Below are 25,288 nucleotides of genomic sequence, written 5' to 3' on the forward strand. Positions count from 1 at the left end.
TCAGGTCCCCTGCTGTGAAGGTGCGGGGAATGAATCGATGAGCCGGAGTCCCTGCTTGCCCCATTCGATCTCCGTCTCCGCCCTGGCGATCAGCCCCTCATAGGTGAAGATCTTGTACTCCAAAGTGCGTCTACGGTCCTGCTCGGGGGTTGCTGCCAACCTCTTGTTCAGCATTTCATTGGTGGCTCCGCGCAACTCTGCGATCATTCCGGTCCACTGAGCCCGCCGCATCGTGTGGTAATCGATATGGGCCTGCATGTGCTGCCTGGCCGCGCTTGGCTCGGCCCACTCCAGGTAGGCGGCCTTGAGGTGCACCGGATCGCGCTCGCGGGAGTACTCCAAGGGTGTGTTCATCCACTGCCGGAAAGCGTCGCGGCCTTCGGAGGTGATGCGGTATTGCGTCTTCTTCCCGTTGGGTCCCCAGGAGATTTCCTCCGCCTCGAGCAGGGCCTCCTTCGCCATCTTCCGTAATTCGGGGTAGATCTGCGAGTCCGGAGCGTGCCAGACGAAAGCAACGGAGGACTCGAATCGTTTGGCCAGGTCGTAACCGGTCATTGGCTCGACCGTGAGCAATGCCAAAAGCGCGTAGCGAAGACTCATGGGGAATTCCTTTCGAGGTCTTGTCAACTAACTATATCTATAGATAGTGTGTGACCCAACCCACCATCTATGTACATAGATAGTTGCATTCAGAGAACTGCTCCCACATCAGCATGTAACCCCGCAGCAGATGTTCGCCAGCCCCCGAAAGAGGTCAAAGATGACTGTGCTCCAAACCATTGGTTCCACCACCAACAAAGTCCTGGGCTATCCCTTGAACGCCTGGTACGTTGCCGCTTGGGACCACCAGGTAACCCGGAAGCCCCTGGCCCGCCGGATCGCCGACCGCCCCCTGGCCCTCTATCGGACGGAGGACGGCGATGCCGTGGCACTGGCCGACGCTTGCTGGCACAGACTCGCCCCGCTCTCCATGGGCAAAGTGGTGGGCAGGGATGAGATCCAGTGTCCGTATCACGGCATCCGCTATAACTCGGCGGGCCGCTGTACGTCGATGCCGGCACAGGAGAGCATCAACCCCTCGGCCACGGTGCCTTCCTTCCCGGTAGTGGAGCGCCATCGTTTTGTGTGGGTCTGGCTGGGCGACCCAACCCAGGCGGATCCGGGCCTTGTTCCCGACATGCACCAAATGGACAGCCCGGACTGGGCTGGCGATGGGGAGACGATCTTTGCTCCGTGCAACTACCAGCTGGTCCTGGACAACCTCATGGACCTTACACACGAGGAATTTGTCCACGCCTCCAGCATCGGCCAGGAAGAGCTGAGCGAATCAGAATTTGTGGTCACGCACGACGACCGGACGGTAACCGTCTCCCGATGGATGCTCGATATCGAGGCCCCGCCGTTCTGGCTCAAAAACCTGCGTGACAAATTCCCAGGCTTCGAAGGCAAGGTGGACCGTTGGCAGATCATTCGCTTTGAGGCGCCCTCGACCATCCGCATTGACGTCGGCGTTGCCAAGGCCGGCACAGGCGCCCCGGATGGCGACCGCAGCCAGGGCGTCAACGGTTATGTCATGAACACCATCAGCCCGGAGACATCAAAGTCCTGCCACTACTTCTGGGCCTTCATGCGCAACTATTGCCTGGACAGCCAGCTCATCACCACGCAGCTTCGCAACGCCGTGCATGGCGTGTTCGGTGAGGATGAAGCAATGCTGGCCGCTCAGCAGGCTGCCATTGACGCCAACCCGGATTTCGAGTTCTACAGCCTGAATATTGACGCTGGCGGCATGTGGGTCCGCAGGATGATTGAACGGATGCTCCAGGCAGAGGGCCGCATGGTGGCGGCACTCTGAGCAACCACGGACTTCAAGGGGAAACACCATGGCAGCAACCAACAACGAAATCTGGCAGTCGGCGACGGTCGTGGCTGTCTTGGACGTGGCCACAGGCATCCGCCGGATTGAGCTGGAACCGGCCGAGCCGAAGCATGCAGAGCCCGGATCGCACATCGATCTCAGCGTGATGATCAACGGGGCGACGGAGAAGCGCTCCTACTCGGTCGTTGAATCCATTGATGGCGGAAAGAGATTGGCCATAAGCGTCTTCAAGACCCCCGTTTCGCGAGGCGGATCCATCTTCATGCACGCGTTGAAGCCCGGCGACACACTTCGAATCACCCAACCCCTGCAGAATTTTCCACTGCGCGTCGGGGCCAAGCGGTACGTCCTCTTGGCCGGTGGAATTGGGATTACGGCCATTATGCAGATGGCCACGGTGCTTCGAAATGTCAAAGCGGACTACACCCTGGTCTACGCCGGCCGGACGGTACCCGCGATGGCCTACCTGCAGGATTTACGGGATCTCCACGGGGACCGGTTGCAGATCCACGTTGACGACGACGGTGGCAGCCTGGACGTCACAGCCATGGTTGCCGGCCTCGATATGGAGACAGAACTGTACATGTGCGGGCCAATCCGGCTGATGGATGCTGTGCGCCGGGCTTGGGCCGAGCGGGAACTCAACATGCCGAATCTGCGCTACGAAACCTTTGGCAACTCCGGGTGGTACGACCCCGAGGAGTTCCTGGTCCGGATTCCGCGGCTGGGAGTTGAGGCGAAAGTGGGGCAGGGCCGCTCCATGCTCGAGGCGCTGGAGGACGCCGGAGTGGACATGATGTTCGACTGCCGCAAGGGCGAATGCGGACTTTGTGAGGTTCGCATTCTGGATTTGAAGGGCGTCGTGGATCATCGCGACGTCTTCTACAGCGAACGCCAGCAACATGCTGCCCGCAAAATGTGCTGCTGTGTCTCGCGCGCCGTCACCTCTGCCACGGGCTACCGGGAGGACGCTGCAGCCTCCGCGTCATTGGCGGTCGTCACGATCGACGTCTCCTGATCGCGCCTGCTTCGGCACTTCGTGCATCAACTCAAACGGGTTGCGGACATCTCCGCCGCCCTCAACAGAACCAGCTCCCACCAGGGAACTCCTGACTCCAAGGAATACAAGATGGATCTACGCGAACGTATCGACAGATCCCGGATGTCGCCATACCAATGGTTGATCATCGGGATGTGCGTGCTGCTCAACGCCCTGGACGGCTTCGACGTCCTGGCAATGGCTTTCACGGCCAACGGTGTCACCAAGGAATTTGGCCTTACGGGCTCCGAACTGGGTGTCCTCTTGAGCGCGGGCCTCGTAGGCATGGCCATTGGATCCCTCTGCCTCGCCCCCATCGCTGACATCATCGGACGACGGCCGATGATTCTGGCTGCCGTCGGAGTGGCCGGCCTGGGCATGGTGCTGGCAGCTACGGCCGCAGACATGCTGCAGTTGGGCATCTGGCGCTTTCTGACGGGCCTTGGCGTGGGTTGTATCCTGGCCTGCACCAACGTCATCGCCAGCGAATACTCCTCTAAGCAGCGCCGGGGTCTGAGCATTGGGATCTATACGGCCGGCTACGGCGTCGGCGCCACTGCCGGAGGTGCCGTCGCCGTCTACCTCCAGAGCCAGTACGGCTGGCGTTCCGTCTTTGTTTTCGGCGGTATCAGCACGCTCAGCATCCTGGTATTGCTGCTGTTCGTGCTCCCTGAGTCTGTCGACTTCCTCGTGACCAAGAGGCCCCGCAACGTCCTGGACCGGCTCAATCGAATTGCACGCAAAACGGGCCACCCCGAACTTGCCGTCCTGCAGGACGTTCCTGCCCCGGCCAGGAAGAAGCCAAATCCCGTCTCCGACCTCATGTCGCCCGCCAACCGGCGTTCCACGCTGCTGCTCTGGTTGGCCTTCTTCGCCACAATGTTCGGCTTCTACTTCGTCAACAGCTGGACTCCCCGTCTCCTGGTCAGCGCCGGCATGACCGAGAGCCAAGGCATCACCGGCGGGTTGATGCTCACCTTGGGCGGAATTTTCGGAGCCCTGCTGTACGGCGTGATAGCCACCCGGTGGAACAGCAAAATTGTCCTTGTGGTCTTTACCGTTCTCTCGGCCATCATGATGGTCGTCTTTATTTCGGCCGCCTCTGTGCTCATGCTCGCTTTTGGCGCAGGCATACTGGTGGGTGTGCTGATCAACGGCTGCATCGCCGGACTCTACACACTTGCTCCTTCCCTCTACCCCGCGTCCGCCCGCAGCACAGGCGTCGGCTGGGGTATCGGCGTCGGACGTATCGGGGCCATCCTTGCCCCGCTGATCACGGGCGCCCTCCTCGACGCGTCGTGGTCCGCCGTGCAGCTATACCTCGCCGTCGGTGCCGTAGTACTTATCAGCGCTGTCGCTGTTGGAATGATCCGGTCCAAAGAGCCAGGCGCGAAGGACGCCTCATTGGAGGAACTCAGCGGAGTCTGACCTTAAACTGCCGGTTGCACTGGCTCTCGACGGCTTCCTGACGCCGAGAGCCAGTGCAGTCCCGGACTTCCTTCAGGCCTGCAGTTCCCACACCACGGTGACGCTGGCGCCGACGCTCGAATGGCCGGCCTCCACACTGATGGCGTCCGTGGCTACGGCCCGCTCGAGCCTGGCCACAGGAACCGGGCCGGATGAGAGGGGGTGCTCGGCAACGGACACCACCGCGCCAAGCCTGGCTGAAGCGAGGGAAGCAAACTGTTCGGCCGCAGCCGCGGCATCCTGCCACGCAGCTTCCCGGGCACGTGACATCACAGCGGACTCATCCGTGAAGCCGAGCTCCAGGCCGTTGAGGCGGACGTCGTCGCCGCCGGCCTCAACCACGTCCGCAATGACCGTGGAGGCAGCGCCCATCTGCCGGAGGCGGACCGTGAGCATGCTCGACGCCACATAACCGGCCACTTTCTGGCCCTCCCCGTCGCGCCAAATCAGCTCCGGCCGGACGTTCAGCCCGGACGTCCTGATGTCCGCGTCGCCAACGCCGTACTGCCGGAGCACACCGGAGACAGCGGCGGACGCCGTGCCTGCAGCCGCGTAGGCAGCACCCACGCTGTCCCGCCGGCACTCGACGCCGACGGAAATCGTCAGCAGGTCAGGGGGCGCCTCGGCCGATCCTGTTCCCGTCACGGTGATGGTCCTGGTCTTCGCGCCGGCCATGGTCAAACCTCGATTCCACCGGCACTGTGCGGAGCCGGCCTAGGTGTCCTGATGTCAACGTAGCCGCCGGCCTCCAGGCCGGCCAGCTTTTCGAAGAAGTTCGCCGACCCCGGATTTCCAGTCCGGAACTGCGACCAGCCGGCGGCCAGGAAATACAGCGGAAGGAAGGGTAATCCCAGGCAGCAGGCGTACTGGCTGCAATGCTTTTCCTCATGGCCCAGAAGTGCCGCGTTGGAGGCCAGCCGTTCAGCGGAGGTGCGGCAGATGATCACATTCCCCACGGCGAAAGCCCCTGCGTGCGGCAGCCTCCACCGATATCCGGCAGCTATGACCAGTCCCCGTGGGCCCTTGGTGATGGCGGTTCCCGCAGCCCGGGCAATACCGAGCCCCAGCAGCGTGGTGCCGTTGGCCAGGTTGGCGATTTGCCGCGCCCGCTGGCCTGCCGTCAATGGCCGTGCTCCTGCCAGGCGCCGCCGCAGTGTCATGAGGCCATGGTAGCCGGAGCCTTCAATTAGACTGGAGGATAGTGGCCGCCGGCAGAACTCCCACGGGTAATGTTCTGGCGGTCCTGACCTGGCCATTGAGTGCATTCATGCCGCATGGATTCACTTTGGTGGCCTGCCAGTGACGGACGCGCTGCCGGGAAACCGTGTGGGGCTGCCCTGGTCATTGAGGAAATACGTCAGCCCCGACTCGTAGCTAAGAACAGTAGATGACTGAAACTTTGCCGGGCGCCGCCATCCCGAACCCTACGGATGAAGCCGCCATCACTGCCGCTGTAGACCAGGCCATCGCCGCCATTGCCGGCGCCGGCTCCCTCGACGAACTCAAGGCGGTGAGGCTTGCCCACACTGGAGAGAAGTCACCGCTCAGCCTGGCCAACCGGGAAATCGGTGCTCTGCCGAAGGACCAGAAAGCCGTGGCCGGCAAACTGATGGGTTCTTCCCGGGGCCGGGTGAACAAAGCGCTCGCGGACCGCACGGCCGAGCTGGAAGCCGAAAACGACGCGCGGATCCTGCTGGAAGAAACAGTTGATGTCACGGCCGCGCCGCGCCGTCGTCGGGCCGGAGCCCGGCACCCGCTGTCCACGCTGCAGGACCGCGTGGCGGACATCTTCGTGGGCATGGGTTGGGAAATTGCCGAAGGCCCCGAGGTGGAATCCGAGTGGTTCAACTTCGACGCGTTGAACTTCAAGCCGGACCACCCGGCGCGTGAAATGCAGGACACGTTCTTTGTGGAGCCTCCCGAGGCCCACCTGCTGATGCGCACCCACACCTCCCCGGTGCAGGTCCGCTCCATGCTGGAGCGCGACGTACCCATCTACGTGCTGTGTCCGGGCAAGGTGTTCCGGACCGATGAACTCGATGCCACCCACACCCCGGTGTTCCATCAGTTCGAGGGCCTGGCCATCGATAAGAACCTCAGCATGGCTGACCTCCGCGGAACGTTGGAGCACTTCGCCCGGCAGATGTTTGGCGACGAAGCCCAGATCCGGCTGCGCCCCAACTACTTCCCCTTTACCGAGCCCTCAGCCGAACTGGACATCTGGCATCCTGGCGCCAAGGGCGGCCCACGCTGGATCGAATGGGGCGGCTGCGGCATGGTCAACCCGAACGTCCTCCGGGCCGCCGGCATCGACCCGGACGCCTATTCAGGTTTTGCCTTTGGCATGGGCATCGAGCGCACACTGATGTTCCGCAATGAAGTGGGCGACATGCGCGACATGATCGAAGGCGATGTACGTTTCAGCGAGCATTTCGGGATGGAGATCTAACAGTGCGTATCCCCCTTTCCTGGCTGCGGGAATTTGCAGCGGTACCGGCCGGAGCAACGGCCGAAGACGTCATGGCCGAACTCGTCAAAGTCGGCTTTGAAGAAGAAGAAGTCCACCGACCCACGGACACCCTGCAGGGTCCCATTGTGGTGGGCCAGGTCCTGAGCATCGTCAAGGAACCCCAGACCAACGGCAAGACCATCAACTGGTGCCAGGTCCGCGTGGTCCCCGAAGGGCAGGAACAATCCCTGTCCGGCGAGGGCATCGATCCGTCCGGCGTGCAGGGGATCATCTGCGGCGCGCACAACTTTGTGGAGGGCGACAAAGTGGTGGTCACGCTCCCCGGCGCCGTCCTGCCGGGAGACTTCCGCATTTCTGCCCGGAAGACGTACGGCCACCTGTCCGCCGGAATGATCGCCTCCGTCCGGGAGCTGGGCATCGGCGAGGATCACGACGGCATCCTGGTGCTGTCCCGGATCGGACTGGATCCCGAAATCGGCACCGACGCGATGGACCTGCTGGGCCTCTACGACGAGGCGGCCGAGATCAACGTGACCCCGGACCGTGGTTACGCGTTCTCCATCCGCGGTGTAGCCCGTGAATACGCGCACGCCACCGGAACCTCCTTCACGGACCCGGCCTCCAAGGTCCAGGCACCGGCCGAGCTCTCCGGCGGCTACGGCGTCAAGCTCAACGACGACGCTCCCATCTACGGCAAGCCCGGCTGTGACCGCTTCGTGGCCCGCACTGTCCGTGGCGTCGACGCCACCAGGCCCACGCCCCCGTGGATGACCTCCCGGCTGCGGCTGGCTGGCATCCGGTCCATCTCGCTGCCTGTGGACATCTCCAATTACGTCATGCTGGAGCTCGGCCAGCCCACGCACTGCTACGACCTGGACAAGCTTTCCGGCGACATCGTGGTGCGCCGTGCGGTGGCGGGGGAGAAGATCACCACCCTGGACGATAAAGAGCGCACGCTCGACGTCGAGGACCTCCTCATCACCGACGGTTCCGGCGCGATCGGCATCGCCGGCGTGATGGGCGGCGCCGCCACCGAGGTGAGCGATTCGACGTCGAACGTCCTGGTTGAAGCGGCACACTTCGACGAGGTGTCCATTGGACGCTCGCGCCGCCGCCACAAGCTGCCGTCCGAAGCGTCCAAGCGCTTCGAACGCGGCGTGGACTGGCAGGTTGCCGGCATCGCCGCCCAGCGTGTTGTTGACCTGCTCGTGGAACTTGCCGGCGGCGTCGCCGACGAGGCCGGGACCGACGTCGGGACCGCGCCGGACGCGGTGACCATCGCCTTGCCTGCGGCGTTCCCCGCCCAGCGGATCGGCATCGACTTCACCGAAGAGCAGATCACCACCTCGCTGGTGGATCTTGGTGCAGTAGTCGAAAAGGCCGACGGCGGATGGTCCGTTACCGCCCCCAGTTGGCGCAATGACCTGGAAACCAAAGAGGACCTCTCCGAGGAAATCGCCCGTCTGGTGGGGTACGACAACATCCCCGCCACCCTTCCGGTGGCACCTCCGGGACGAGGGCTGACCCGCGTGCAGCAGCAGCGCCGTCGCCTCATCCAGGCATTGGCCGATGCCGGTCTGACCGAAGTGCTGGCCTACCCGTTTGTCTCCAAGGCCGCCAACGACACGTTCGGCGTCGCGGAACAGGGGGCCGACCGCAGCGCGGTTAAGCTGGCCAACCCGATCAGCGAGGAACACGGCTACCTGCGGACCTCAATCCTTCCCGGGCTCATTGAGGTTGCAAAGCGGAACCACTCCCGCGGCTTCCGGGACCTGGCGCTTTTTGAGTCGGGGCTCGTTTTCCTGCCCGGCGGCACCGTGGGTACTGCCTCCATCCCGCCGCTGGGCGTCAAGCCTGCCGACGAGGTGCTGGATGCACTGTACGACGGCGTGCCGGACCAGCCGCTGTACGTCGCCGCGGTCCTGACGGGCCACGATTCACCGGCGGCTGCGGGCCACACCCCCCGCATGTGGGACTGGTCGGATGCGCTGGACATCGCCCGGATTGCCGGGGACGTCCTGGGCGTCGAAATCGTGGTCAGCCAGGGTGCGCACCAGGCGTTCCACCCCGGCCGTGCCGCGCAGCTTTCGCTGCGGACCGGCGAAGTGGTGGGTTACGCCGGCGAGCTGCACCCGAAGCTTCTTGCCGCGCATGACATGCCGGCCCGCTCGGTGGCGCTGGAATTCAACGCCGACGCCCTCTTCGAAGCCGCAGCGGACGTCATTGTGGCGCGCCATATCTCCACATTCCCCGTGGCTACCCAGGATGTGGCGCTGGTAGTGCCGAAGGACGTTCCGGCGGACCACGTCCTTGAGGCGCTCCGGGAGGGAGCCGGAGAGTTGCTGGAGGATGTCGCGCTGTTCGACGTCTACGTCGGGAAGGGCATTGAGGAAGGCAAGAAGTCGCTGGCTTTCGGCCTGCGCTTCCGTGCGACTGACCGCACGCTGACGGCTGACGAGGCGTCGGCCGCACGCGAAAGCGCGGTGGCCCTGGCCGCCGAGCGCTTCGGTGCCGTCCAGCGCTAGCTGACTGACGTGGAGTCCGGGCTCGTCCTGCAGGCCGTGGATCTCCGCCGCCCCCACGCGGACGGTCCGGACTCAGACGCGCAGTTGCTCGAACCCGTGGAGGCCGCCCGGGCGGCCTCCCTGGAGCCCAGTGCACGGGCGCGCTTTGTCGCGGGCCGGGCGGCCCTGCGCCGTTTCGCCGCGGACCTGCTGGAACTGCAGGCGGGGGATCTTGAGGTGCGATATTCCTGTCTTCGCTGCGGCTCCGGACCTGACCTTGCCCATGGCAGGCCTGGCTACACCCACAGGGGAGAGCCGTTGCCGCTGCTGCTGAGCATGGCGCGGACGCAACAGTGGATCCTCCTGGCAGGGCTGGTGGCACCAGGTGTCGGGATGCGGCTGGGTGTGGACGCCGAAGATCCTTCGCGGCTGGACTTTGACGGTTTCGACGCCGTGGCGCTCAGCGCCGCTGAACGGCGCGCCGTCGGAAATCTGTCCGGGCCGGGACTGCTGCGTGAACGTGCCCGGCTCTGGGCCCGGAAAGAGGCCTGGCTCAAAATGACCGGCGAAGGACTCCGGGCGGACCCGAGCGCCGTCGACGTTCTCGACAAACCCGGGATCACGGACCTCGACCCGGCGGACACAGGCTTGCCCGGCGCATTTGTGGCCGCTGTTGCCCTCGACGGGTAGTCGGGCCGTTCCGCTAGCCGGAGGCGTGCCGCCCGCGCATGGGCAGCGGCGGCAGGGCCTCCTCAAACAGCCAAGGGTGCAGCAGCGTCTCGGAGTCGAGGCCCGCCACCCGGTCCGCCATCAGGATGAACTCGGCGGTGGACACCGAACCGTGCTGGTGGGTCCGGGTCCATTCCTGCAGCAGCGCAAAGAAAGCCAAGTCACCGCAACGCAGCCGCAGTGCGTGCAATGCCAAGGCCCCCCGCTTGTAGACGCGGTCATCGAACATCAGCTCCGGACCGGGATCCCCGATCACCAGGTCCTGGCCCGCGGAGGAGAGCCTGCGCCAGGCGGCCGCCGCCCGGTCGCCTGCGGTCATCAGGCCGGCGGCTTCTGACCAGATCCACTCCGCGTAGCAGGCAAAACCCTCATGCAGCCAGATGTCGCTCCACCCGCTGGCAGTCAGCGAATTCCCGAACCACTGATGTGAGAGCTCATGGGCGATCAGGCGCTGGGAATCCCAGTCCGGGCTGAGGTGGTTCCGCCCCAGGATGGACAGGGTCTGGGCCTCCAGCGGGATCTCCAGGACATCGTCGGCAACCACAACCGTGTACTCGGCGAACGGGTAGGGCCCAAAACAATTGACAAACGTGCGCATCATCTCCGGCTGCAGGCGCAGCCCCTGCAGGGCCGTGCTGGCCAGATCTGCCGGAACAGCCGCCGACTGCAGCACTCCGCCGGGCGTGTCCCCGGGGTCGAGGATCAGGGACCCATACCGGCCGATCTGCACTGTGGCCAGGTACGTGGCCATCGGCTCTTCCTGCTCATAGGTCCACGTTTCGCGGCTGGCCCTGATGCTGTGCCCCACCAGCCGGCCGTTGCAGACGGCACGGTAATTGGCATCGGTGGTTACGGTGATCCGGTAGCTTGCCTTGTTCCGCGGGTGGTCATTGCACGGAAACCAGGAGGGGGCGCCGTTGGGCTGACCGGCCACCAGCACGCCGTCGGTAAGCTCTTCCCAGCCCACTTCACCCCACAGCCCGCGGCGGGGCGAGGGGTTGCCTTCGTAGCGGATGTCCAGCATGAAGGTGTCTCCCGGGGCGAGGTCGGCCTCGAGATGCACCACCAGTTGTTCGGCGCGCTGGACAAAACGCCGGACCCGGCGCCCGTTGAACTGCACCTTGGTGGCCCGGAGGCCCACAAAGTCCAGGACGACGGCGGACGCCTGGCGTGCGGCTGTGGCGTGGAGGACGGCCCGGCCGTTGAGCCGGTTGGCAGACAGCCGGTAATCCAGGTCCAGTTCATACCGCGAAACGCTGTAGGCATTGGTGCCATGGCCCGGCATATAGCGGTCGGACCGCAAGCCGGCCTCGGCCGTTCCCACGGCGGCTTCGGAGCTTGCTGGTTCTGTGAAACTCATGGGGACGGGCCTCAATTTGCAACGGTGGCGGACTTGCGGGTACTTACTTCAGGCGGGGTACGGGAACATCGGGACCCTGCCAGGGACTGACAGGATTGCCCATCCAATACGTCCCGGCGGGAACGGTCTCCCCGCGCATCACCAGCGATGCCGGACCCACGGTTCCGCCTTTGCCGATCCGTGCCTGTGGGAGGATGACGCCGTGCGGGCCCATGGTGGCTCCTTCCTCGAGCGTAACAGTGTCGATGCTCATGATCCGGTCATGGAACAGGTGGGTTTGGACCACGCAGCCGCGGTTGACCGTGGAGTTGGCGCCCAGGGTTACGAGGTCCGCTTCCGGTAGCCAATAGCTCTCACACCAGGTCCCGGAACCTATCCTGGCCCCCAGTCCGCGGAGCCACCACACCAGCGCCGGCGTTCCGCTCGCCGCCCGGGCAAACCATGGGGCGCTGACCATTTCGATAAACGTATCCACCACTTCATTGCGCCAGATAAAGGAACTCCAGAGGGGATGTTCTCCGGCCTGGATCCGGCCCACCAGCAGCCACTTGGCCACTACGGCGCTGCCAGCCGCCAGGGCGCCTGCCAGCAGCATGACGAACCCGCCGAGTGCCGCCGCAACGCCGTAGCCAAGGTTGGTGGCCAGCCAATCGAAAGCCAACAGCACGCCCGCGGCGAGTCCCACCGTCAGGACCACTGGAACAAAGCGGCACAGCTCCCAGAGGGCCCGGGCCACTTTCAGCCGAATCGGCGGCTGGAACGTCAACGTACTGTCTGAGGCGATGGCCGTGCGGCGCAGCCTCACAGGAGGGCTGCCCAGCCACGAGGTCCCGGATTTTGCCTTGGAGGGCGTGGCGGACAGCACGGCTACAAGGGAGTTCTTTGGGACATTCCGGCCGGCTGCCGTCATGCCGGAGTTCCCCAGGAAGGAACGCTTGCCGATTTTCGCGGGTGCGATCTTAAGCCAGCCGCCGCCAAGTTCGTACGACGCCACCATGGTGTCGTCGGCCAGGAATGCTCCTTCACCAACGGTGGTCATCTTGGGCAGGAGCAGTACGGTGGACGCCTCCACGTTCTTGCCGATGCGGGCACCGAGCAGGCGCAGCCAGACAGGTGTGAAAAGGCTGGCGTAAATGGGGAAGAGGAGGTCCCGGGCCAGGTCCAGGACCCGTTCGGTGGCCCAGACCTGCCAACCGATCCGGCTCCGCACCCGGTAATAGCCTTCCTTCAGTCCGGTTCCCAGCAGCCGGGTAGTGCCCAGGATCAGCAGGAGATTGGCGCTGAACCAGGCCAGTGCGGCCAGCGGCAGGGATGCGAGGAGCTGCGGCCACGCTGCGGACAGGGAACTGCTGCCCTGGACAAAAAGGAAGATGACCGCGGCAGCTGCAGCCGCGGACACGTAGGGGATCATGGCGAGGACGGCGGATGCGGAGGCGAAGGCGGCGAACCACAGACGGCCCATCAGCCGGCTGCTGGCTGGCGTTTCGGGCCAGTCGTTTTTGGCCTTGCCGCGGCGGCGGGCCGGTGAACCTGCCACCACCTGTCCGGCCTTCACTTTGCCGAGCACTGCCGAACCTGCTTCGACCTGGCCGCCGGCACCGATGCTGGCACCGGGCATCAGCGTGCTGCGCGCGCCCACCGTTGCCCCGGCGCCCACGTGGATCGCTCCGATCCGGACGTGGTCGCCGTCAATCCACCACCCGGAAAGGTCAACCTCGGGCTCGATGTTCGCTCCGCTGCCCAAGGACAGCAGGCCGGTCACCGGCGGCAGGGAATGCAGGTGCACATTGCTGCCGATTTTCGCTCCGAGGGCCCTGGCGTAGTAGGGCACCCACGGCGCGCTGGCAAGGCTGACGGCGCCAGCCAAGTCCTGGATCTGTTCGGCAAGCCAGAGCCTCAGGTGCACCTTCCCGGAGCGGGGGTAAGTTCCCGGGCCTACGTTGCGGAGCAGCAATCGGGCCGCGGCGATGGAGAGGCCCATTCGGCCGAGGGGACTCACGAAGACCAGCCACGATGCCCCGACCCACCACCATGACACCGTGGGTGCGGCGGCGAAACCGGCCAGGCCGGCGAGGACGTTGTTGCCAGCCATGAGGTAAGTCAGCCAGCGCATGCCCACCAAAATGTGCAAGGGGACACCCATCAGCGTTTGGAAGACCTGGGACTTGCGGGCCGTCGGGCGGACAGTGCGTTCCTTGGCGGGTCCTGCGTTGACACCGTCCGGCAGGGATTGCCGGGCAGTGTCGATCAACGCGCCGACCCGAGGGGTGGCGTAAATGTCGGCGACCGTGACGGTGGGATAGCGGAGCCGAAGGGCGGAGACCAGTTGGGCGGCGGCCAGGGAGCCTCCGCCGTGTGCGAAGAAGTCGGCGTCCAGGCTTGCCGCCGGGCTGCCGAGCACGTTGGTCCACTGTTCGACGATCCAGGCGGCGTCATCCGGCAGGTTCAGTGGGGCGCTGTCACTTTCCGCAGCGCCGGATCCGGCGAGGGGCCACGGGAGTGAGTGCCGGTCCACCTTTCCGCTGGTTTTAGTGGGCAGCGATGTGACGACGGTCAACAGGGGGATCAGTGCAGCGGGGAGGCTGGCTGCCAGCAGTCTGCGTGCGGCGGTGAGGTCGGGCTCATCTTCTCCTGCGGGCGCGAGGTACCCCACCAGGACCTGGTTCCCAGCCGCCGTCGTTTGCACGGCGGCCGCTGCGCCTGCGACGCCCGGCAGGGCCTGCAGCGCGGCATCGATTTCTCCGAGTTCGATCCGGCGGCCGCCCAGTTTTACCTGTTCGTCGGCCCGGCCCATGAAGACAAGCCCGGCGGCTTCGTAGCGGACGAGGTCACCGGAGCGGTAAGCGCGTTGCCAGCCCAGGGTGGGCATCGGAGCGTATTTTTCCGCGTCCTTGGCTGGATCCAGGTAGCGGGCCAGTCCCACGCCTCCGATGATGAGCTCGCCGACGGCGCCCTCGGCCACCGGCACACCGTCGCCGTCCACCACGGCTAGGTCCCAGCCGTCCAGCGGCAAGCCGATCCGTACCGGCCCGGGCCCACCCAATTCGGCCGCACAGGCCACCACCGTGGCCTCTGTGGGTCCATAGGTGTTCCAGACCTCGCGGCCTTCCACTGCGAGCCGCTCTGCAAGTTCCGGCGGGCACGCCTCGCCGCCAAAAATCAGCAGCCGGACATTCTCGAGCGATTCTGCGGGCCAAAGCGCCGCAAGGGTGGGGACGGTGGACACTACCGTGATGCCGTGGCTGATGAGCCAGGGACCGAGGTCCATGCCAGTGCGGACCAGGGCACGCGGGGCCGGGACCAGGCAGGCCCCGTGCCGCCACGCGAGCCACATCTCCTCGCACGAGGCGTCAAAGGCCACGGACAGCCCTGCCAGCACCCTGTCCTGCGGCCCGATCGGGTCCGCAGGAAGGAAGATCCTTGCCTCGGCATCGACGAAGGCAGCCGCCGACCTGTGCTGCACTGCGACGCCCTTTGGCGTTCCGGTGGAGCCCGACGTGAAGATGACCCAGGCGTCGTCGTCGGGCGTGGCAAGCCGTGCCGCGGGGAACGGTCCTTCCCTGCCTTTGGTCACGTTCAGGCCCTCACCGGTGATCATGCCGGCGATTTTGGCTTCGCCGAAGACCAGCCGGGCCCGTTCTTCCGGGTCGTCGGCATCAACGGGAACATAGGCGGCGCCAACGAGCAGGATCGCGAGGATCCAGACGTACAGTCCGTTCGTTCCGGACGGAATCCGGACGCCGATCCTGTCACCGGCACCGAGCCCCGCCAGGTGAAGTTCCCGGCCGGCCGAGCGAACGGCCGCCATCAGCTGCGCATAGCTCAGCGACTGGCGGCCATCATCCAGTGCGGACGCATCCGGATAGCGGTTGGCGGTTTCCTGCAGGATATCCACCAACGTCCGCGCCGGGGGTGATACAGCCGACCCGGGCAGCTGGGGCTGATATTCGGCAAGGCCGTCGGGCGCAGGGCCGCTGGTTTGTAGCTCGGTCACCCCTGCAGTCTCCACTGGCAAGGTGAACGGAAAGTGACGCCGTTCGTCTGGTGTCCACACTCCATTCGCCGGGCGTTTCCTGAACGGGGTCAGGGGACCAGGATGACCTTGCCCGTGGTCCGACGGCCCTCAAGGTCCTCGTGAGCCCTCGCGGCGTCGGCCAGCGGATACGTGGCGCCGATCCGGACCTTAAGGTTCCCGTTTGCCACGGCGGCGAAGATCTCGCCCGAGCGCCAGCGGCGCTCCTGTTCGTTGAGCAGGAAATGGCCCAGGGTCGGCCGGGTCAGCGTCAGCGACCCACCGGCGTTGAGGCGCTGCGGATCCACCGGGGGAACGGCTCCCGAGGCGGCCCCGAACAGGACGAGCATGCCCCGTGTGCGCAGGCAGGACAGGGAACCGTCAAAGGTGTTGCGGCCCACGCCGTCGTACACCACGTCCACGCCCTTCCCGCCGGTGAGCTCGCGGACATGGTGGGGAAAGCCCTCGTACCTCAGTACATGGTCTGCCCCGGCCTCCCGGGCTAGTTCTTCCTTGGCGTCCGAGGAGACGGTGGTGATGACGCGGGCGCCCCTTTCCTTCAGCAGTTGGGTCAGCAGCAGGCCGACGCCGCCGGCACCAGCGTGCGTCAGCACGGTGTGGCCCGGTTCCACCCTGAAGGAGGAATTGATCAGGTAGTGGGCAGTCATGCCCTGGAGCGGCAGGGCAGCAGCCGTGAGGTCATCGACGCCATCCGGCACCGGCAGGGCCTTGACAGCATCGAGCACCGCGTAGCCGGCGTAGCATTTGGCGCCCTCGGCCGTGGCCACCCTGCTGCCGACGGTGAAGTTCTCGACGCCTTCGCCCACCTCCTCAACCGTTCCGGCCGCTTCCGAGCCGGGGGTGAAGGGAAAGGGGACCTGGTACATGCCCCCGCGTTGGTAGGTTTCGATGAAGTTGACACCCGCTGCGGCCACCTTGATGAGCAGTTGGCCGGGGCCGGGGACGGGGCGCTCGACCTCTGCCAGTTCCAGTACTTCGGGTCCTCCGGGCTCGCGGGCAACGATGGCGTGCGTCATGTATCTCCTTCCCCGGGGCTGGGATTTCCTCGCCCCGGATCCTGGAACCATCCTAGGGAAACCTGAGCGAACGACGAAGTGACGGCCGGTCAGGGCCGTCACTTCGGGTCAAGCTGGGGGCCGGCCGAGTTTCGCCGGAGTTGTTCAGTAGCGCCGGGTGACCGTGGCCATGGGGCACTCAAAGTGCCGGCCGGCGGAAAGTCCGACGTCGTTGAGATAGCGGACAATAATGCCGTAGGACTGCAGAAGCGTGGTTTCGGTGTACGGAACCTGGTGCTTTTGGCAGTACTCCCGGACGATTCTGGCGGCCTTGTCCAGCTGGGGCCGCGCCATGTCGGGGAACAAGTGGTGCTCAGCCTGGCGGTTCAGTCCGCCGAGCAGGATGTCCATGAACCGGCCGCCGGAGATGTTCCGTGACGTCAGGACCTGCCGGCTGAAGAAGTCAACACGGCTGTCCGCCGGAATGACGGGCATGCCTTTGTGGTTGGGCGCAAAGGAGGCGCCCATGTAGAAGCCGAAGACGGCGAGCTGGACGGCGATGAAGGCGAAGGCCATTCCCAGCGGCAAGAAGGTGAAGGCCAGGACGGGCAGGATGCCCAAGCGGACGAGCAGGATAGGCAGCTCCACCCAGCGGTGCGTCACCTTGGCCCGGCGGAAGACGAACCTGACTGAATCGATCTGGAGCCCCAGGCCCACCAGGAACAGAAGCGGGAAAAAGAACCAGCCCTGCTTGCGGGTCAGGAAGGAAAACCGGCCCTGGCGCGTGGCTGCGGCTTCGTGGTGGAATGCGATCGCGCCGGTGGCAATGTCGGGATCCTTGGAGATCACGTTCGGATGGTTGTGGTGAGCGCCGTGCTTCTGCTCCCACCAGGAATAGCTCATGCCTGCCACCGAGGTGGCCAGGATCCGGGCGGTCCAGTCGTTCGCGCGGCGGGACGCGAAGATTTGGCGGTGGCCGGCCTCGTGGGCCAGGAAGCTCAGCTGGGTGCAGATAATGCCGACTGCGGCGGCGATGAGGAGCTGGAACCAGCTGTCACCTATCAGCGCGAAACCGAACCAGGTGGCGGTCATCAGGAGCACCAGGGTGGAAAAGAGTGTGATGTAGAAACCCACACGGCGTTCCAGCAGGCCTGCGGCCTTGACGCTCTTGAGCAGTTCCGAATAGCTCAGCACAACGGCGTTGGGCTGCCGGACGCGCGATTTGGGGCGCTCCGGCGTTGAGAGGGTGGTGGTCATGGAGCCGGGGCCTCGTAACTGTTATGGGCAACGCTGCAGCAGACGTTCGCAACTGCGCGGTCAAAATCACCCTTCCCCCAGCATACGGGAGCCTGTCCAGTCGGCCGGGGAGCGCAGAAAACACAATGTATAAATATCGGGCACACTGAATATTTTTGCTGTAAGATTCACTGCATGACTATTTCAGTTGCCGTCTCCGGAGCCAGTGGCTACGCCGGGGGAGAAGTCCTGCGCATCCTCGCGGGACATCCGGACGTAACCATCGGTGCCATCACAGCGCACAGCAATGCAGGCTCCCGCCTCGGCGAACTGCAGCCGCACCTGCATGGGCTGTCCAGCCGCATCCTGGAAGACACCACGGTGGAAAACCTCTCGGGCCACGACGTGGTGTTCCTGGCCCTTCCGCACGGGGCTTCCGCGGAGATCGCAGCGCAGCTCCCCGAGGGCACTGTGGTGATCGACGCCGGCGCAGACCACCGCCTGGAAGATCCGGCCGCGTGGGAAAAGTTCTACGGCTCGGCCCACGCTGGAACATGGCCGTACGGCCTGCCCGAACTTCCCGGCCAGCGTGAGGTCCTCAAGGGCGCCACCCGGATTGCCGTTCCCGGCTGCTACCCGACGTCGGCCCTCCTGGCGCTGACGCCCGGGTTCGCTGCGAACCTCCTGCAGCCCGACGACGTCGTCATAGTTTCCGCATCCGGCACCTCGGGTGCGGGCAAGGCCGCCAAAGTAAACCTCATCGGCGCCGAGGTGATGGGCTCCATGAGCCCCTACGGCGTGGGCGGCGGCCACCGCCACACACCGGAGATTGAGCAGGGACTCTCCAACGCTGCCGGAGAAACCGTCACCGTGTCCTTCACCCCCACACTCGCCCCTATGAGCCGCGGGATCCTCACCACCGCGACGGCGAAGGTCAAGCCGGGCACCTCCGCAGCGGACCTTCGCCAGGCGTGGGCTGAGGCCTACGACGACGAACCGTTTGTCCACCTGCTGCCGGAGGGCCAATGGCCGGCCACCAAGTCGGTCCAAGGCTCCAACCACGCGGCAATGCAGTTGGCTTTTGACCCGCACACCGGCCGCGTGATTGTCACCTGCGCCATTGATAACCTCACCAAGGGAACTGCCGGCGGCGCCGTGCAGTCCATGAACATTGCGCTTGGCCTGGCGGAGACCGCCGGCCTCAACCTGCAGGGAGTTGCACCGTGACCGTTACCGCACCCCAGGGCTTCCGGGCCGCCGGCGTCACCGCCGGCCTCAAGGCGTCCGGCAAGCCGGACCTCGCCCTGGTCGTCAACGATGGCCCCTCCAAAACGGCGGCCGCCGTCTTCACCAGCAACCGCGTCGCCGCAGCCCCGGTTCACTGGTCCCGCCAGGTAGTCTCCGACGGCCGGGTTGACGCCGTCATCCTTAACTCCGGCGGTGCTAACGCCTGCACGGGTCCGGAAGGATTCCAGAACACGCACAGCACTGCCGAAAAGGTCGCCGAAGTACTGGGCATTTCGGCAACCGACGTCTTTGTGTGCTCCACCGGCCTGATCGGTGAGCAGCTGCCCATGGACAAAATCCTTCCGGGTGTCGAGGCCGCCTCTGCGGCGCTCAGCACGGACGGCGGACCCGAAGCGGCCAATGCCATCATGACAACCGACTCCGTGCCCAAGGCCGCGCTGTTCATCGGCACCGACGCCGACGGCCAGGAGTTCTCCATCGGGGGCATCGCGAAGGGCGCCGGTATGCTGGCCCCCGGCCTCGCCACCATGCTGGTGGTCCTCACTACCGACGCCGACGTGGAAGCAGAAATGCTCGATGTCGTGCTCCGCGACGCCACGCGCGTCACTTTCGACCGCGCTGATTCCGACGGCTGCATGTCCACCAACGACACCGTGGTGCTGTTGGCGTCCGGCGCATCAGGCGCCGTCCCGTCAGCCGAAGCCTTTAGTGCCGGGCTGACCCAGGTGTGTGCGGAACTGGCACGCAAACTGATCGGGGACGCCGAGGGCGCGAGCCACGACATCGCCATCCGCACGTTCAACGCGGCCAGCGAGCGGGACGCCGAAACCGTCAGCCGCTCCGTAGCCCGGTCCAACCTGTTCAAGGCCGCTATCTTCGGCAAGGACCCCAATTGGGGCCGTGTCCTCTCCGCCGTGGGCACCACGGACGCCGTCTTCGAGCCGGACCAGCTCAACGTCGCCATCAACGGTGTCCAGATCTGCCGCAACGGCAGCATCGGCGATGACCGCAACCTGGTGGACCTGGAACCCCGCGAAGTCCATGTGGAGATTGACCTGAAGTCCGGGGACGCCGAGGCCACGATCTGGACCAACGACCTCACCCACGACTACGTGCACGAGAACAGCGCTTACTCGAGCTAGTCCTCGAGCAAATCCACCAGCCACCTTGGAGTAACGCCAAGCATGAACACCCAGACCCGCGAAACCACGTCCATGAGTGATGCCCAAAGCAAGGCCGGCACCCTGATCGAGGCACTGCCCTGGATCCAGCGCTTCGCCGGCACCACCATGGTGATTAAGTACGGCGGAAACGCCATGGTCAACGAAGAACTGCGCCGCGCTTTCGCGGAGGACGTGGTGTTCCTGCACCACGTAGGCATCCACCCCGTGGTGGTCCACGGCGGCGGTCCGCAGATCAACTCCATGCTGGCCCGGCTGGGCATTGAGTCCGAGTTCAAGGGTGGCCTGCGCGTCACCACCCCCGAAGCCATGGACGTGGTCCGGATGGTCCTCACCGGCCAGGTGGGCCGCGAACTGGTTGGCCTGATCAACTCCCACGGCCCCTACGCGGTGGGAATGTCCGGTGAGGACGGCGGCCTGCTCCGGGCAGTCCGGACCGGGACCATCATTGACGGCCAGGAAGTGGACCTTGGCCTGGTAGGCGAAGTGGTCGGCGTGAACCCGGAGGGCATCCTGGACATCCTGGCGGCCGGGCGGATCCCCGTCATCTCCACCGTGGCGCCCGAAATCGAGGACGACGGCAGCGGCGCAGCGGACCAGCGGGGCGAACGGGCCCAGACCACGGGCCAAGTCCTCAACGTCAACGCGGACACGGCCGCGGCCGCCCTCGCCGAAGCGCTGGGGGCATCAAAACTGGTGATCCTCACCGACGTCGAAGGCCTCTATGCCAACTGGCCGGACAGGTCCTCGCTCATCTCTTCCCTCACGGCCTCGGAGCTGCGCGAACTGCTGCCGTCCCTGGAATCGGGCATGATTCCGAAGATGGAGGCATGCCTTAAAGCCATTGACGGGGGAGTGGAGCGCGCGCACATCGTGGACGGCAGGCTCCCGCACTCCATGCTCCTGGAAACATTCACGACGGCGGGCATCGGCACGCAGGTCGTCCCCGACGAAGAGGTGAACGCATGAACGAAACTCCTGGCGCCGGTCCGACCGTCGATGGGGGCCCCGCCCGCTTCGCGGTGCCCGACCACACCCGGGCCCCCATCGACGGCTCGGCCCCCAAAGCTTCCGTTATGACTGGGACGGGTAGTGGAGCCGAGTGGCTTACCCGCTACTCGACGTCCCTCATGGGCGTGTTCGGCACGCCGCAGCGTGTGCTGGTGCGCGGTGCCGGCTGCCTGGTCTGGGACGCCGACGGCAAGGAATATCTTGACCTGCTCGGCGGCATCGCCGTCAACGCCCTGGGCCACGCCCACCCGTTTGTCACGTCCGTGATCTCCAGCCAGCTGGCAACCCTGGGGCACGTCTCCAACTTCTTTACCAGCCCCACACAGATCGCACTGGCCGAAAAGCTGCTCGCCCTGACGCACGCCCCGGCAGGCTCCAAGGTGTTCTTCACCAATTCCGGAACCGAAGCCAACGAGGCTGCCTTCAAGCTCGCGCGACGCAACGGAACCGGCCCGGACGGTGCGCCCAGGACCAGGATCATCGCCTTGGAAGGTGCCTTCCACGGGCGGACCATGGGTGCCCTGGCCCTGACCGCCAAGGAAGCGTACCGTGCCCCGTTCGAGCCGCTGCCCGGCGGTGTGGTCCATATCCCGTTCGGTGACGTAGCAGCCCTTGAAGCTGCCATCGACGAGACCGTGGCCGCCGTTTTCCTGGAACCGATCCAGGGCGAGGCCGGAGTGCGGCCGCTGCCTGCTGGCTACCTGCGGGCCGCCCGCGAGGCGACCACGAAGGCCGGCGCCCTGCTGATCCTGGACGAGGTCCAGACTGGAATCGGGCGTACCGGAAAATGGCTAGCCAGCGAGGACGCCGGGATTGTTCCGGACGCCGTCACCCTGGCCAAAGGCCTCGGCGGCGGATTCCCCATTGGAGCGCTGCTGACGTTCGGCGGGCAGGTGTCCTCGCTCCTGACAGCGGGCCAGCACGGCACCACCTTCGGCGGCAACCCGGTGGCGACGGCGGCCGCCCTCGCCACGCTGCACGCGATCGAAAGCCAGCGGGTGCTGGAAAACGTCGTCACTGTGGGGGATTACCTCCGGTCCGGGCTCGCCGCCGTCGACGGTGTGACCGAAGTCCGGGGCGAAGGCCTGTTGATCGGCTTCGACCTTGACGCCGACGTCGCACCTGCCGTTGTGACCGCTGGGCTGGAGGCCGGTTTCATCGTCAACAGCCCCGGCCCGCGCACCATTCGGCTCGCCCCGCCGCTGGTCCTCAGCACCGACCAGGCCGGCGCCTTCCTTGCGGCGCTCCCGGCAATCCTCCAAACAGCTAAGGACGCGCAGTGACCTCTGTAGTTTCTTCCGCCGGCACAGCCAGCGGCACCCGCCACTTCCTGAAGGACACGGACCTCAGCCCCGCTGAGCAGGCTGAGGTCCTGGATCTGGCCGTCCGCATGAAGGCTGCGCCCTACAGTGTGCAGCCCTTCGCCGCGGAGGGCAACGGCCGCAAAACGGTTGCCGTGATCTTCGACAAAACATCAACCCGTACCCGGGTTTCCTTTGCCACCGGCATCGCCGACATGGGCGGCAATGCCCTGATCATCAACCCCGGTGAGGCCCAGATCGGCCACAAGGAATCGGTGGAGGACACCGCTAAGGTCCTGGAGCGCATGGTTTCCACGATCGTGTGGCGCACGGGCGCGCACTCCGGACTGGTGGCCATGGCGGAAAACTCCGCCGTGCCTGTCATCAACGCCCTGTGCGACGACTACCACCCGTGCCAGCTCCTCGCGGACCTGCTGGCAGTCAAGGAACACAAGGGCGAACTGGCCGGCCTCACCATGAGCTACCTGGGCGATGCCGCCAACAACATGGCCAATTCCTACCTGCTAGCGGGCGTCACTGCCGGGATGCACGTCCGCATCGCGGGGCCGGAGGGCTACCTCCCGGCAGCGGAGATCGTCGCCGCGGCCGAGGAACGTGCTGCCCAGACGGGCGGGTCAGTGCTGATTACCACCGATGCCGCCGAAGCCCTCAAAGGCGCCGACGTCGTAGCCACGGACACGTGGGTCTCCATGGGCCAGGAAGCCGAAAAGGAAGCCCGGCTGCAGCTGTTCCGGGAGTACTCCGTGGATGAGGCAGCCATGGCACATGCGGCGGACGACGCCGTCGTGCTTCACTGCCTTCCCGCCTACCGCGGCTATGAGATCTCGGCGGGTGTCATCGACGGGCCGCAGTCGATCGTCTGGGACGAAGCCGAAAACCGGCTGCACGCCCAGAAGGCCCTTATGGCCTGGCTGATGCACAAGTCGGGCCTGGCGTTCGTGGACGGTCTTTCTCCCGTTGAAGGCACCGGGGAGAGCACGTTCTAGTGTCCACCAACCCGTCGGTGCCGGGCTCCAGCCCGGCAACCAAGACAGCCCGCCAGGCGCGCATCACCGCGATCCTGACGGGCGAATCGGTGCGCTCCCAGGCGGAGCTGGCCGCGCTGCTGGCGGACGACGGCGTCCAGGTCACCCAAGCCACCCTGTCCCGGGACCTCGTGGAACTCGGCGCGGTCCGGGTGCGTGGCAAGGAGGGCGTCCTGGTCTACGCCGTGCCTGGTGAAGGCGGCGAACGCGCCGCGAAGAGCGGCGTCAGCCAGGAAATCCTGGATGCGCGGCTTGCCAGGCTGTGCAGCGAGCTGCTGGTCACTGCGGAGGCCTCGGCCAACATTGCCGTGCTGCGGACCCCACCCGGGGCGGCCAACTTCCTGGCCCTGGCCATCGACCACTCGGTCATGCCATCCATCCTCGGGACCATCGCCGGGGATGACACCGTGCTGCTCGTGTCCCGTGATCCCCAGGGCGGGCAGGACCTCGCCGCGCGGTTCCTGCAACTCGCCGAGGAAGCGGGCGGCAGCCAGTAATACGCCGTCCCAAGGTGTGACAGGCTTTCCGTAGTCAATTCTTAAACAACGCAAACCCCAACATAGAGGAGCATTTTCGTGACTGAGCGTATTGTTCTGGCCTACTCCGGTGGCCTGGATACTTCCGTAGCCATCGGCTGGATCGGTGAAGCCACCGGCGCCGAGGTCATCGCCGTGGCGGTCGACGTCGGGCAGGGCGGCGAGTCGCTGGAGACCATCCGCCAGCGCGCCCTCGGCTGCGGCGCCGTCGAAGCCTACGTGGCCGACGCGTCCGACGAGTTCGCCAACGAGTACTGCATGCCCACGCTGAAGGCCAACGCCCTCTACCAGGGCCACTACCCGCTGGTCTCCGCCATCTCCCGCCCGGTGATCGTCAAGCACCTGGTCAAGGCCGCCCGCGAATTCGGCGCCACCACCGTTGCGCACGGCTGCACTGGCAAGGGCAACGACCAGGTCCGCTTCGAAGTGGGCATCCAGACCCTCGGCCCGGACCTGAAGTGCATCGCCCCGGTCCGCGACCTCGCCCTGACCCGCGACAAGGCCATCGCCTTCGCGGAGGAAAAGGGACTGCCGATCGAGACCACCAAGAAGAACCCGTACTCGATCGACCAGAACGTCTGGGGGCGCGCCGTCGAGACCGGCTACCTCGAAGACATCTGGAACGCGCCCACCAAGGACATCTACGACTACACCGCCACGCCTGAGTTCCCGCCGGCGCCGGATGAAGTCACCATCTCCTTCGAAGCCGGCGTGCCGGTAGCCATCGACGGCGTCCGCGTCACCCCGCTGCAGGCCATCAAGGAACTTAACCGCCGCGCAGGCGCCCAGGGCGTGGGCCGGATCGACGTCGTCGAGGACCGCCTGGTGGGCATCAAGTCCCGCGAAATCTACGAGGCACCGGGCGCAATGGCACTGATCACCGCGCACAAGCACCTCGAGGACATCACCGTCGAGCGTGAGCAGGCCCGCTTCAAGGCAACTGTCGGCCAGCGCTGGGCCGAACTGGTCTACGACGGCCAGTGGTTCTCCCCGCTCAAGCGCTCCCTGGATGCCTTCATCGAAGACACCCAGAAGTACGTCTCAGGCGACATCCGCATGGTCCTGCACGGCGGCCAGGCGATCGTCAACGGACGCCGCTCCGAGACTTCGCTCTACGACTTCGACCTCGCCACCTACGACACCGGCGACACGTTCGACCAGTCGATGGCGCGCGGCTTCATCGAGCTGTGGGGCATGTCCGCCAAGGTTGCCTCCGGCCGCGATATCCGCGTCGCAGGACAGTGACGGAGAAT

The 25,288-nt window shown here is 65.6% G+C and carries 20 protein-coding genes; 13 read left to right on the forward strand and 7 right to left on the reverse strand.

All coding sequences use genetic code 11. From position 1 onward, the window contains the following. Entirely contained in the window at positions 1–600 is a 600-nt protein-coding gene (locus ACLKOZ_RS11360) for a PadR family transcriptional regulator (protein ID WP_337347658.1), read from the reverse strand. Positions 601–760: 160 nt separating this feature from the next. Here ACLKOZ_RS11360 and ACLKOZ_RS11365 point away from each other — a divergent pair, with 160 nt between their 5' ends. The 3 genes from ACLKOZ_RS11365 (at position 761) to ACLKOZ_RS11375 (ending at position 4,346) form a co-directional block, all read left to right on the forward strand. Beyond that, positions 761–1,855, forward strand: a complete 1,095-nt coding sequence (locus ACLKOZ_RS11365; protein WP_436475125.1) for an aromatic ring-hydroxylating dioxygenase subunit alpha — start codon at positions 761–763, stop codon at positions 1,853–1,855. A 28-nt stretch (positions 1,856–1,883) separates the two neighbouring features. Further along, positions 1,884–2,897 carry a PDR/VanB family oxidoreductase gene (locus tag ACLKOZ_RS11370; RefSeq protein ID WP_337347660.1) on the forward strand — a complete coding sequence of 338 codons (1,014 nt, stop codon included), beginning with the start codon at positions 1,884–1,886 and terminating at the stop codon, positions 2,895–2,897. A gap of 111 nt (positions 2,898–3,008) precedes the next feature. Next, entirely contained in the window at positions 3,009–4,346 is a 1,338-nt protein-coding gene (locus ACLKOZ_RS11375; protein WP_436475127.1) for an MFS transporter, read from the forward strand. Between the two features lie 72 nt (positions 4,347–4,418). On the opposite strand, the gene ACLKOZ_RS11380 is transcribed toward ACLKOZ_RS11375, so the two are convergent. Next, entirely contained in the window at positions 4,419–5,060 is a 642-nt protein-coding gene (locus ACLKOZ_RS11380; protein WP_337347662.1) for an SIMPL domain-containing protein, read from the reverse strand. 2 nt (positions 5,061–5,062) lie between these two features. Beyond that, positions 5,063–5,545: a hypothetical protein gene (locus ACLKOZ_RS11385; protein WP_436475129.1), complete on the reverse strand. Its 483-nt coding sequence runs from the start codon at positions 5,543–5,545 to the stop codon at positions 5,063–5,065. 227 nt (positions 5,546–5,772) lie between these two features. Between ACLKOZ_RS11385 and pheS the strand changes: the two genes are divergently transcribed. Genes pheS through ACLKOZ_RS11400 form a run of 3 tightly spaced genes read left to right on the forward strand, consistent with a single transcriptional unit; the run spans position 5,773 to position 10,049 of the window. After that, a complete protein-coding gene (gene pheS / locus ACLKOZ_RS11390) occupies positions 5,773–6,834 on the forward strand; it encodes a phenylalanine--tRNA ligase subunit alpha (RefSeq protein WP_337347664.1) in 1,062 nt (353 codons plus the stop codon). 2 nt (positions 6,835–6,836) lie between these two features. Then, positions 6,837–9,380, forward strand: coding sequence for a phenylalanine--tRNA ligase subunit beta (gene pheT, locus ACLKOZ_RS11395; RefSeq protein WP_436475132.1), 2,544 nt, complete (start codon positions 6,837–6,839; stop codon positions 9,378–9,380). Between the two features lie 9 nt (positions 9,381–9,389). Next, on the forward strand, positions 9,390–10,049 hold the full coding sequence (locus tag ACLKOZ_RS11400; RefSeq protein WP_436475133.1) for a 4'-phosphopantetheinyl transferase family protein: 660 nt from the start codon (positions 9,390–9,392) through the stop codon (positions 10,047–10,049). Positions 10,050–10,062: 13 nt separating this feature from the next. Here ACLKOZ_RS11400 and ACLKOZ_RS11405 read toward each other — a convergent pair whose 3' ends face one another. From ACLKOZ_RS11405 to ACLKOZ_RS11420, 4 genes are all read right to left on the reverse strand, one after another. Next, entirely contained in the window at positions 10,063–11,448 is a 1,386-nt protein-coding gene (locus ACLKOZ_RS11405) for a M1 family metallopeptidase (protein WP_436475135.1), read from the reverse strand. 43 nt (positions 11,449–11,491) lie between these two features. Continuing rightward, entirely contained in the window at positions 11,492–15,442 is a 3,951-nt protein-coding gene (locus ACLKOZ_RS11410; protein ID WP_436475137.1) for a Pls/PosA family non-ribosomal peptide synthetase, read from the reverse strand. Positions 15,443–15,531: 89 nt separating this feature from the next. Beyond that, positions 15,532–16,497 carry a quinone oxidoreductase family protein gene (locus tag ACLKOZ_RS11415; protein WP_436475139.1) on the reverse strand — a complete coding sequence of 322 codons (966 nt, stop codon included), beginning with the start codon at positions 16,495–16,497 and terminating at the stop codon, positions 15,532–15,534. A 144-nt stretch (positions 16,498–16,641) separates the two neighbouring features. Beyond that, positions 16,642–17,733: a fatty acid desaturase family protein gene (locus ACLKOZ_RS11420; protein ID WP_337347670.1), complete on the reverse strand. Its 1,092-nt coding sequence runs from the start codon at positions 17,731–17,733 to the stop codon at positions 16,642–16,644. A 174-nt stretch (positions 17,734–17,907) separates the two neighbouring features. On the opposite strand from ACLKOZ_RS11420, the gene argC reads away from it, so the two are divergent. The 7 genes from argC to ACLKOZ_RS11455 all read left to right on the forward strand — a co-directional run bounded on the left by argC (position 17,908) and on the right by ACLKOZ_RS11455 (position 25,280). Further along, positions 17,908–18,939 (forward strand): N-acetyl-gamma-glutamyl-phosphate reductase, encoded by a 1,032-nt coding sequence (gene argC / locus ACLKOZ_RS11425; RefSeq protein WP_337352199.1) that lies wholly within the window; start codon positions 17,908–17,910, stop codon positions 18,937–18,939. Further along, positions 18,936–20,102, forward strand: a complete 1,167-nt coding sequence (argJ, locus tag ACLKOZ_RS11430; RefSeq protein WP_436475142.1) for a bifunctional glutamate N-acetyltransferase/amino-acid acetyltransferase ArgJ — start codon at positions 18,936–18,938, stop codon at positions 20,100–20,102. Before argC ends, argJ begins: the two co-directional genes overlap by 4 nt. A 42-nt stretch (positions 20,103–20,144) precedes the next feature. Next, positions 20,145–21,110 carry an acetylglutamate kinase gene (gene argB / locus ACLKOZ_RS11435; protein WP_337347673.1) on the forward strand — a complete coding sequence of 322 codons (966 nt, stop codon included), beginning with the start codon at positions 20,145–20,147 and terminating at the stop codon, positions 21,108–21,110. Positions 21,111–21,217: 107 nt separating this feature from the next. Further along, entirely contained in the window at positions 21,218–22,435 is a 1,218-nt protein-coding gene (locus ACLKOZ_RS11440; protein WP_436475173.1) for an acetylornithine transaminase, read from the forward strand. Beyond that, a complete protein-coding gene (gene argF / locus ACLKOZ_RS11445; RefSeq protein ID WP_337347674.1) occupies positions 22,432–23,460 on the forward strand; it encodes an ornithine carbamoyltransferase in 1,029 nt (342 codons plus the stop codon). The genes ACLKOZ_RS11440 and argF overlap by 4 nt, the downstream gene beginning before the upstream one ends. Then, positions 23,460–23,996, forward strand: coding sequence for an arginine repressor (locus ACLKOZ_RS11450; RefSeq protein WP_337347675.1), 537 nt, complete (start codon positions 23,460–23,462; stop codon positions 23,994–23,996). The genes argF and ACLKOZ_RS11450 overlap by 1 nt, the downstream gene beginning before the upstream one ends. A gap of 78 nt (positions 23,997–24,074) precedes the next feature. Then, positions 24,075–25,280, forward strand: coding sequence for an argininosuccinate synthase (locus ACLKOZ_RS11455; RefSeq protein ID WP_337347676.1), 1,206 nt, complete (start codon positions 24,075–24,077; stop codon positions 25,278–25,280). Positions 25,281–25,288 lie beyond the last annotated feature (8 nt).

Source organism: Arthrobacter sp. R4 (assembly GCF_051365025.1).
Lineage (GTDB): Bacteria > Actinomycetota > Actinomycetes > Actinomycetales > Micrococcaceae > Arthrobacter.

What these genes read in the sequence shown, in the direction of transcription:
- ACLKOZ_RS11360 (WP_337347658.1), bottom strand. Translation starts at nt 600, where the DNA reads ATGAGTCTTCGCTACGCGCTTTTGGCATTGCTCACGGTCGAGCCAATG.
- ACLKOZ_RS11365 (WP_436475125.1), top strand. Translation starts at nt 761, where the DNA reads ATGACTGTGCTCCAAACCATTGGTTCCACCACCAACAAAGTCCTGGGC.
- ACLKOZ_RS11370 (WP_337347660.1), top strand. Translation starts at nt 1,884, where the DNA reads ATGGCAGCAACCAACAACGAAATCTGGCAGTCGGCGACGGTCGTGGCT.
- ACLKOZ_RS11375 (WP_436475127.1), top strand. Translation starts at nt 3,009, where the DNA reads ATGGATCTACGCGAACGTATCGACAGATCCCGGATGTCGCCATACCAA.
- ACLKOZ_RS11380 (WP_337347662.1), bottom strand. Translation starts at nt 5,060, where the DNA reads ATGGCCGGCGCGAAGACCAGGACCATCACCGTGACGGGAACAGGATCG.
- ACLKOZ_RS11385 (WP_436475129.1), bottom strand. Translation starts at nt 5,545, where the DNA reads ATGACACTGCGGCGGCGCCTGGCAGGAGCACGGCCATTGACGGCAGGC.
- pheS (WP_337347664.1), top strand. Translation starts at nt 5,773, where the DNA reads ATGACTGAAACTTTGCCGGGCGCCGCCATCCCGAACCCTACGGATGAA.
- ACLKOZ_RS11405 (WP_436475135.1), bottom strand. Translation starts at nt 11,448, where the DNA reads ATGAGTTTCACAGAACCAGCAAGCTCCGAAGCCGCCGTGGGAACGGCC.
- ACLKOZ_RS11415 (WP_436475139.1), bottom strand. Translation starts at nt 16,497, where the DNA reads ATGACGCACGCCATCGTTGCCCGCGAGCCCGGAGGACCCGAAGTACTG.
- ACLKOZ_RS11420 (WP_337347670.1), bottom strand. Translation starts at nt 17,733, where the DNA reads ATGACCACCACCCTCTCAACGCCGGAGCGCCCCAAATCGCGCGTCCGG.
- argC (WP_337352199.1), top strand. Translation starts at nt 17,908, where the DNA reads ATGACTATTTCAGTTGCCGTCTCCGGAGCCAGTGGCTACGCCGGGGGA.
- argB (WP_337347673.1), top strand. Translation starts at nt 20,145, where the DNA reads ATGAACACCCAGACCCGCGAAACCACGTCCATGAGTGATGCCCAAAGC.
- ACLKOZ_RS11440 (WP_436475173.1), top strand. Translation starts at nt 21,218, where the DNA reads ATGACTGGGACGGGTAGTGGAGCCGAGTGGCTTACCCGCTACTCGACG.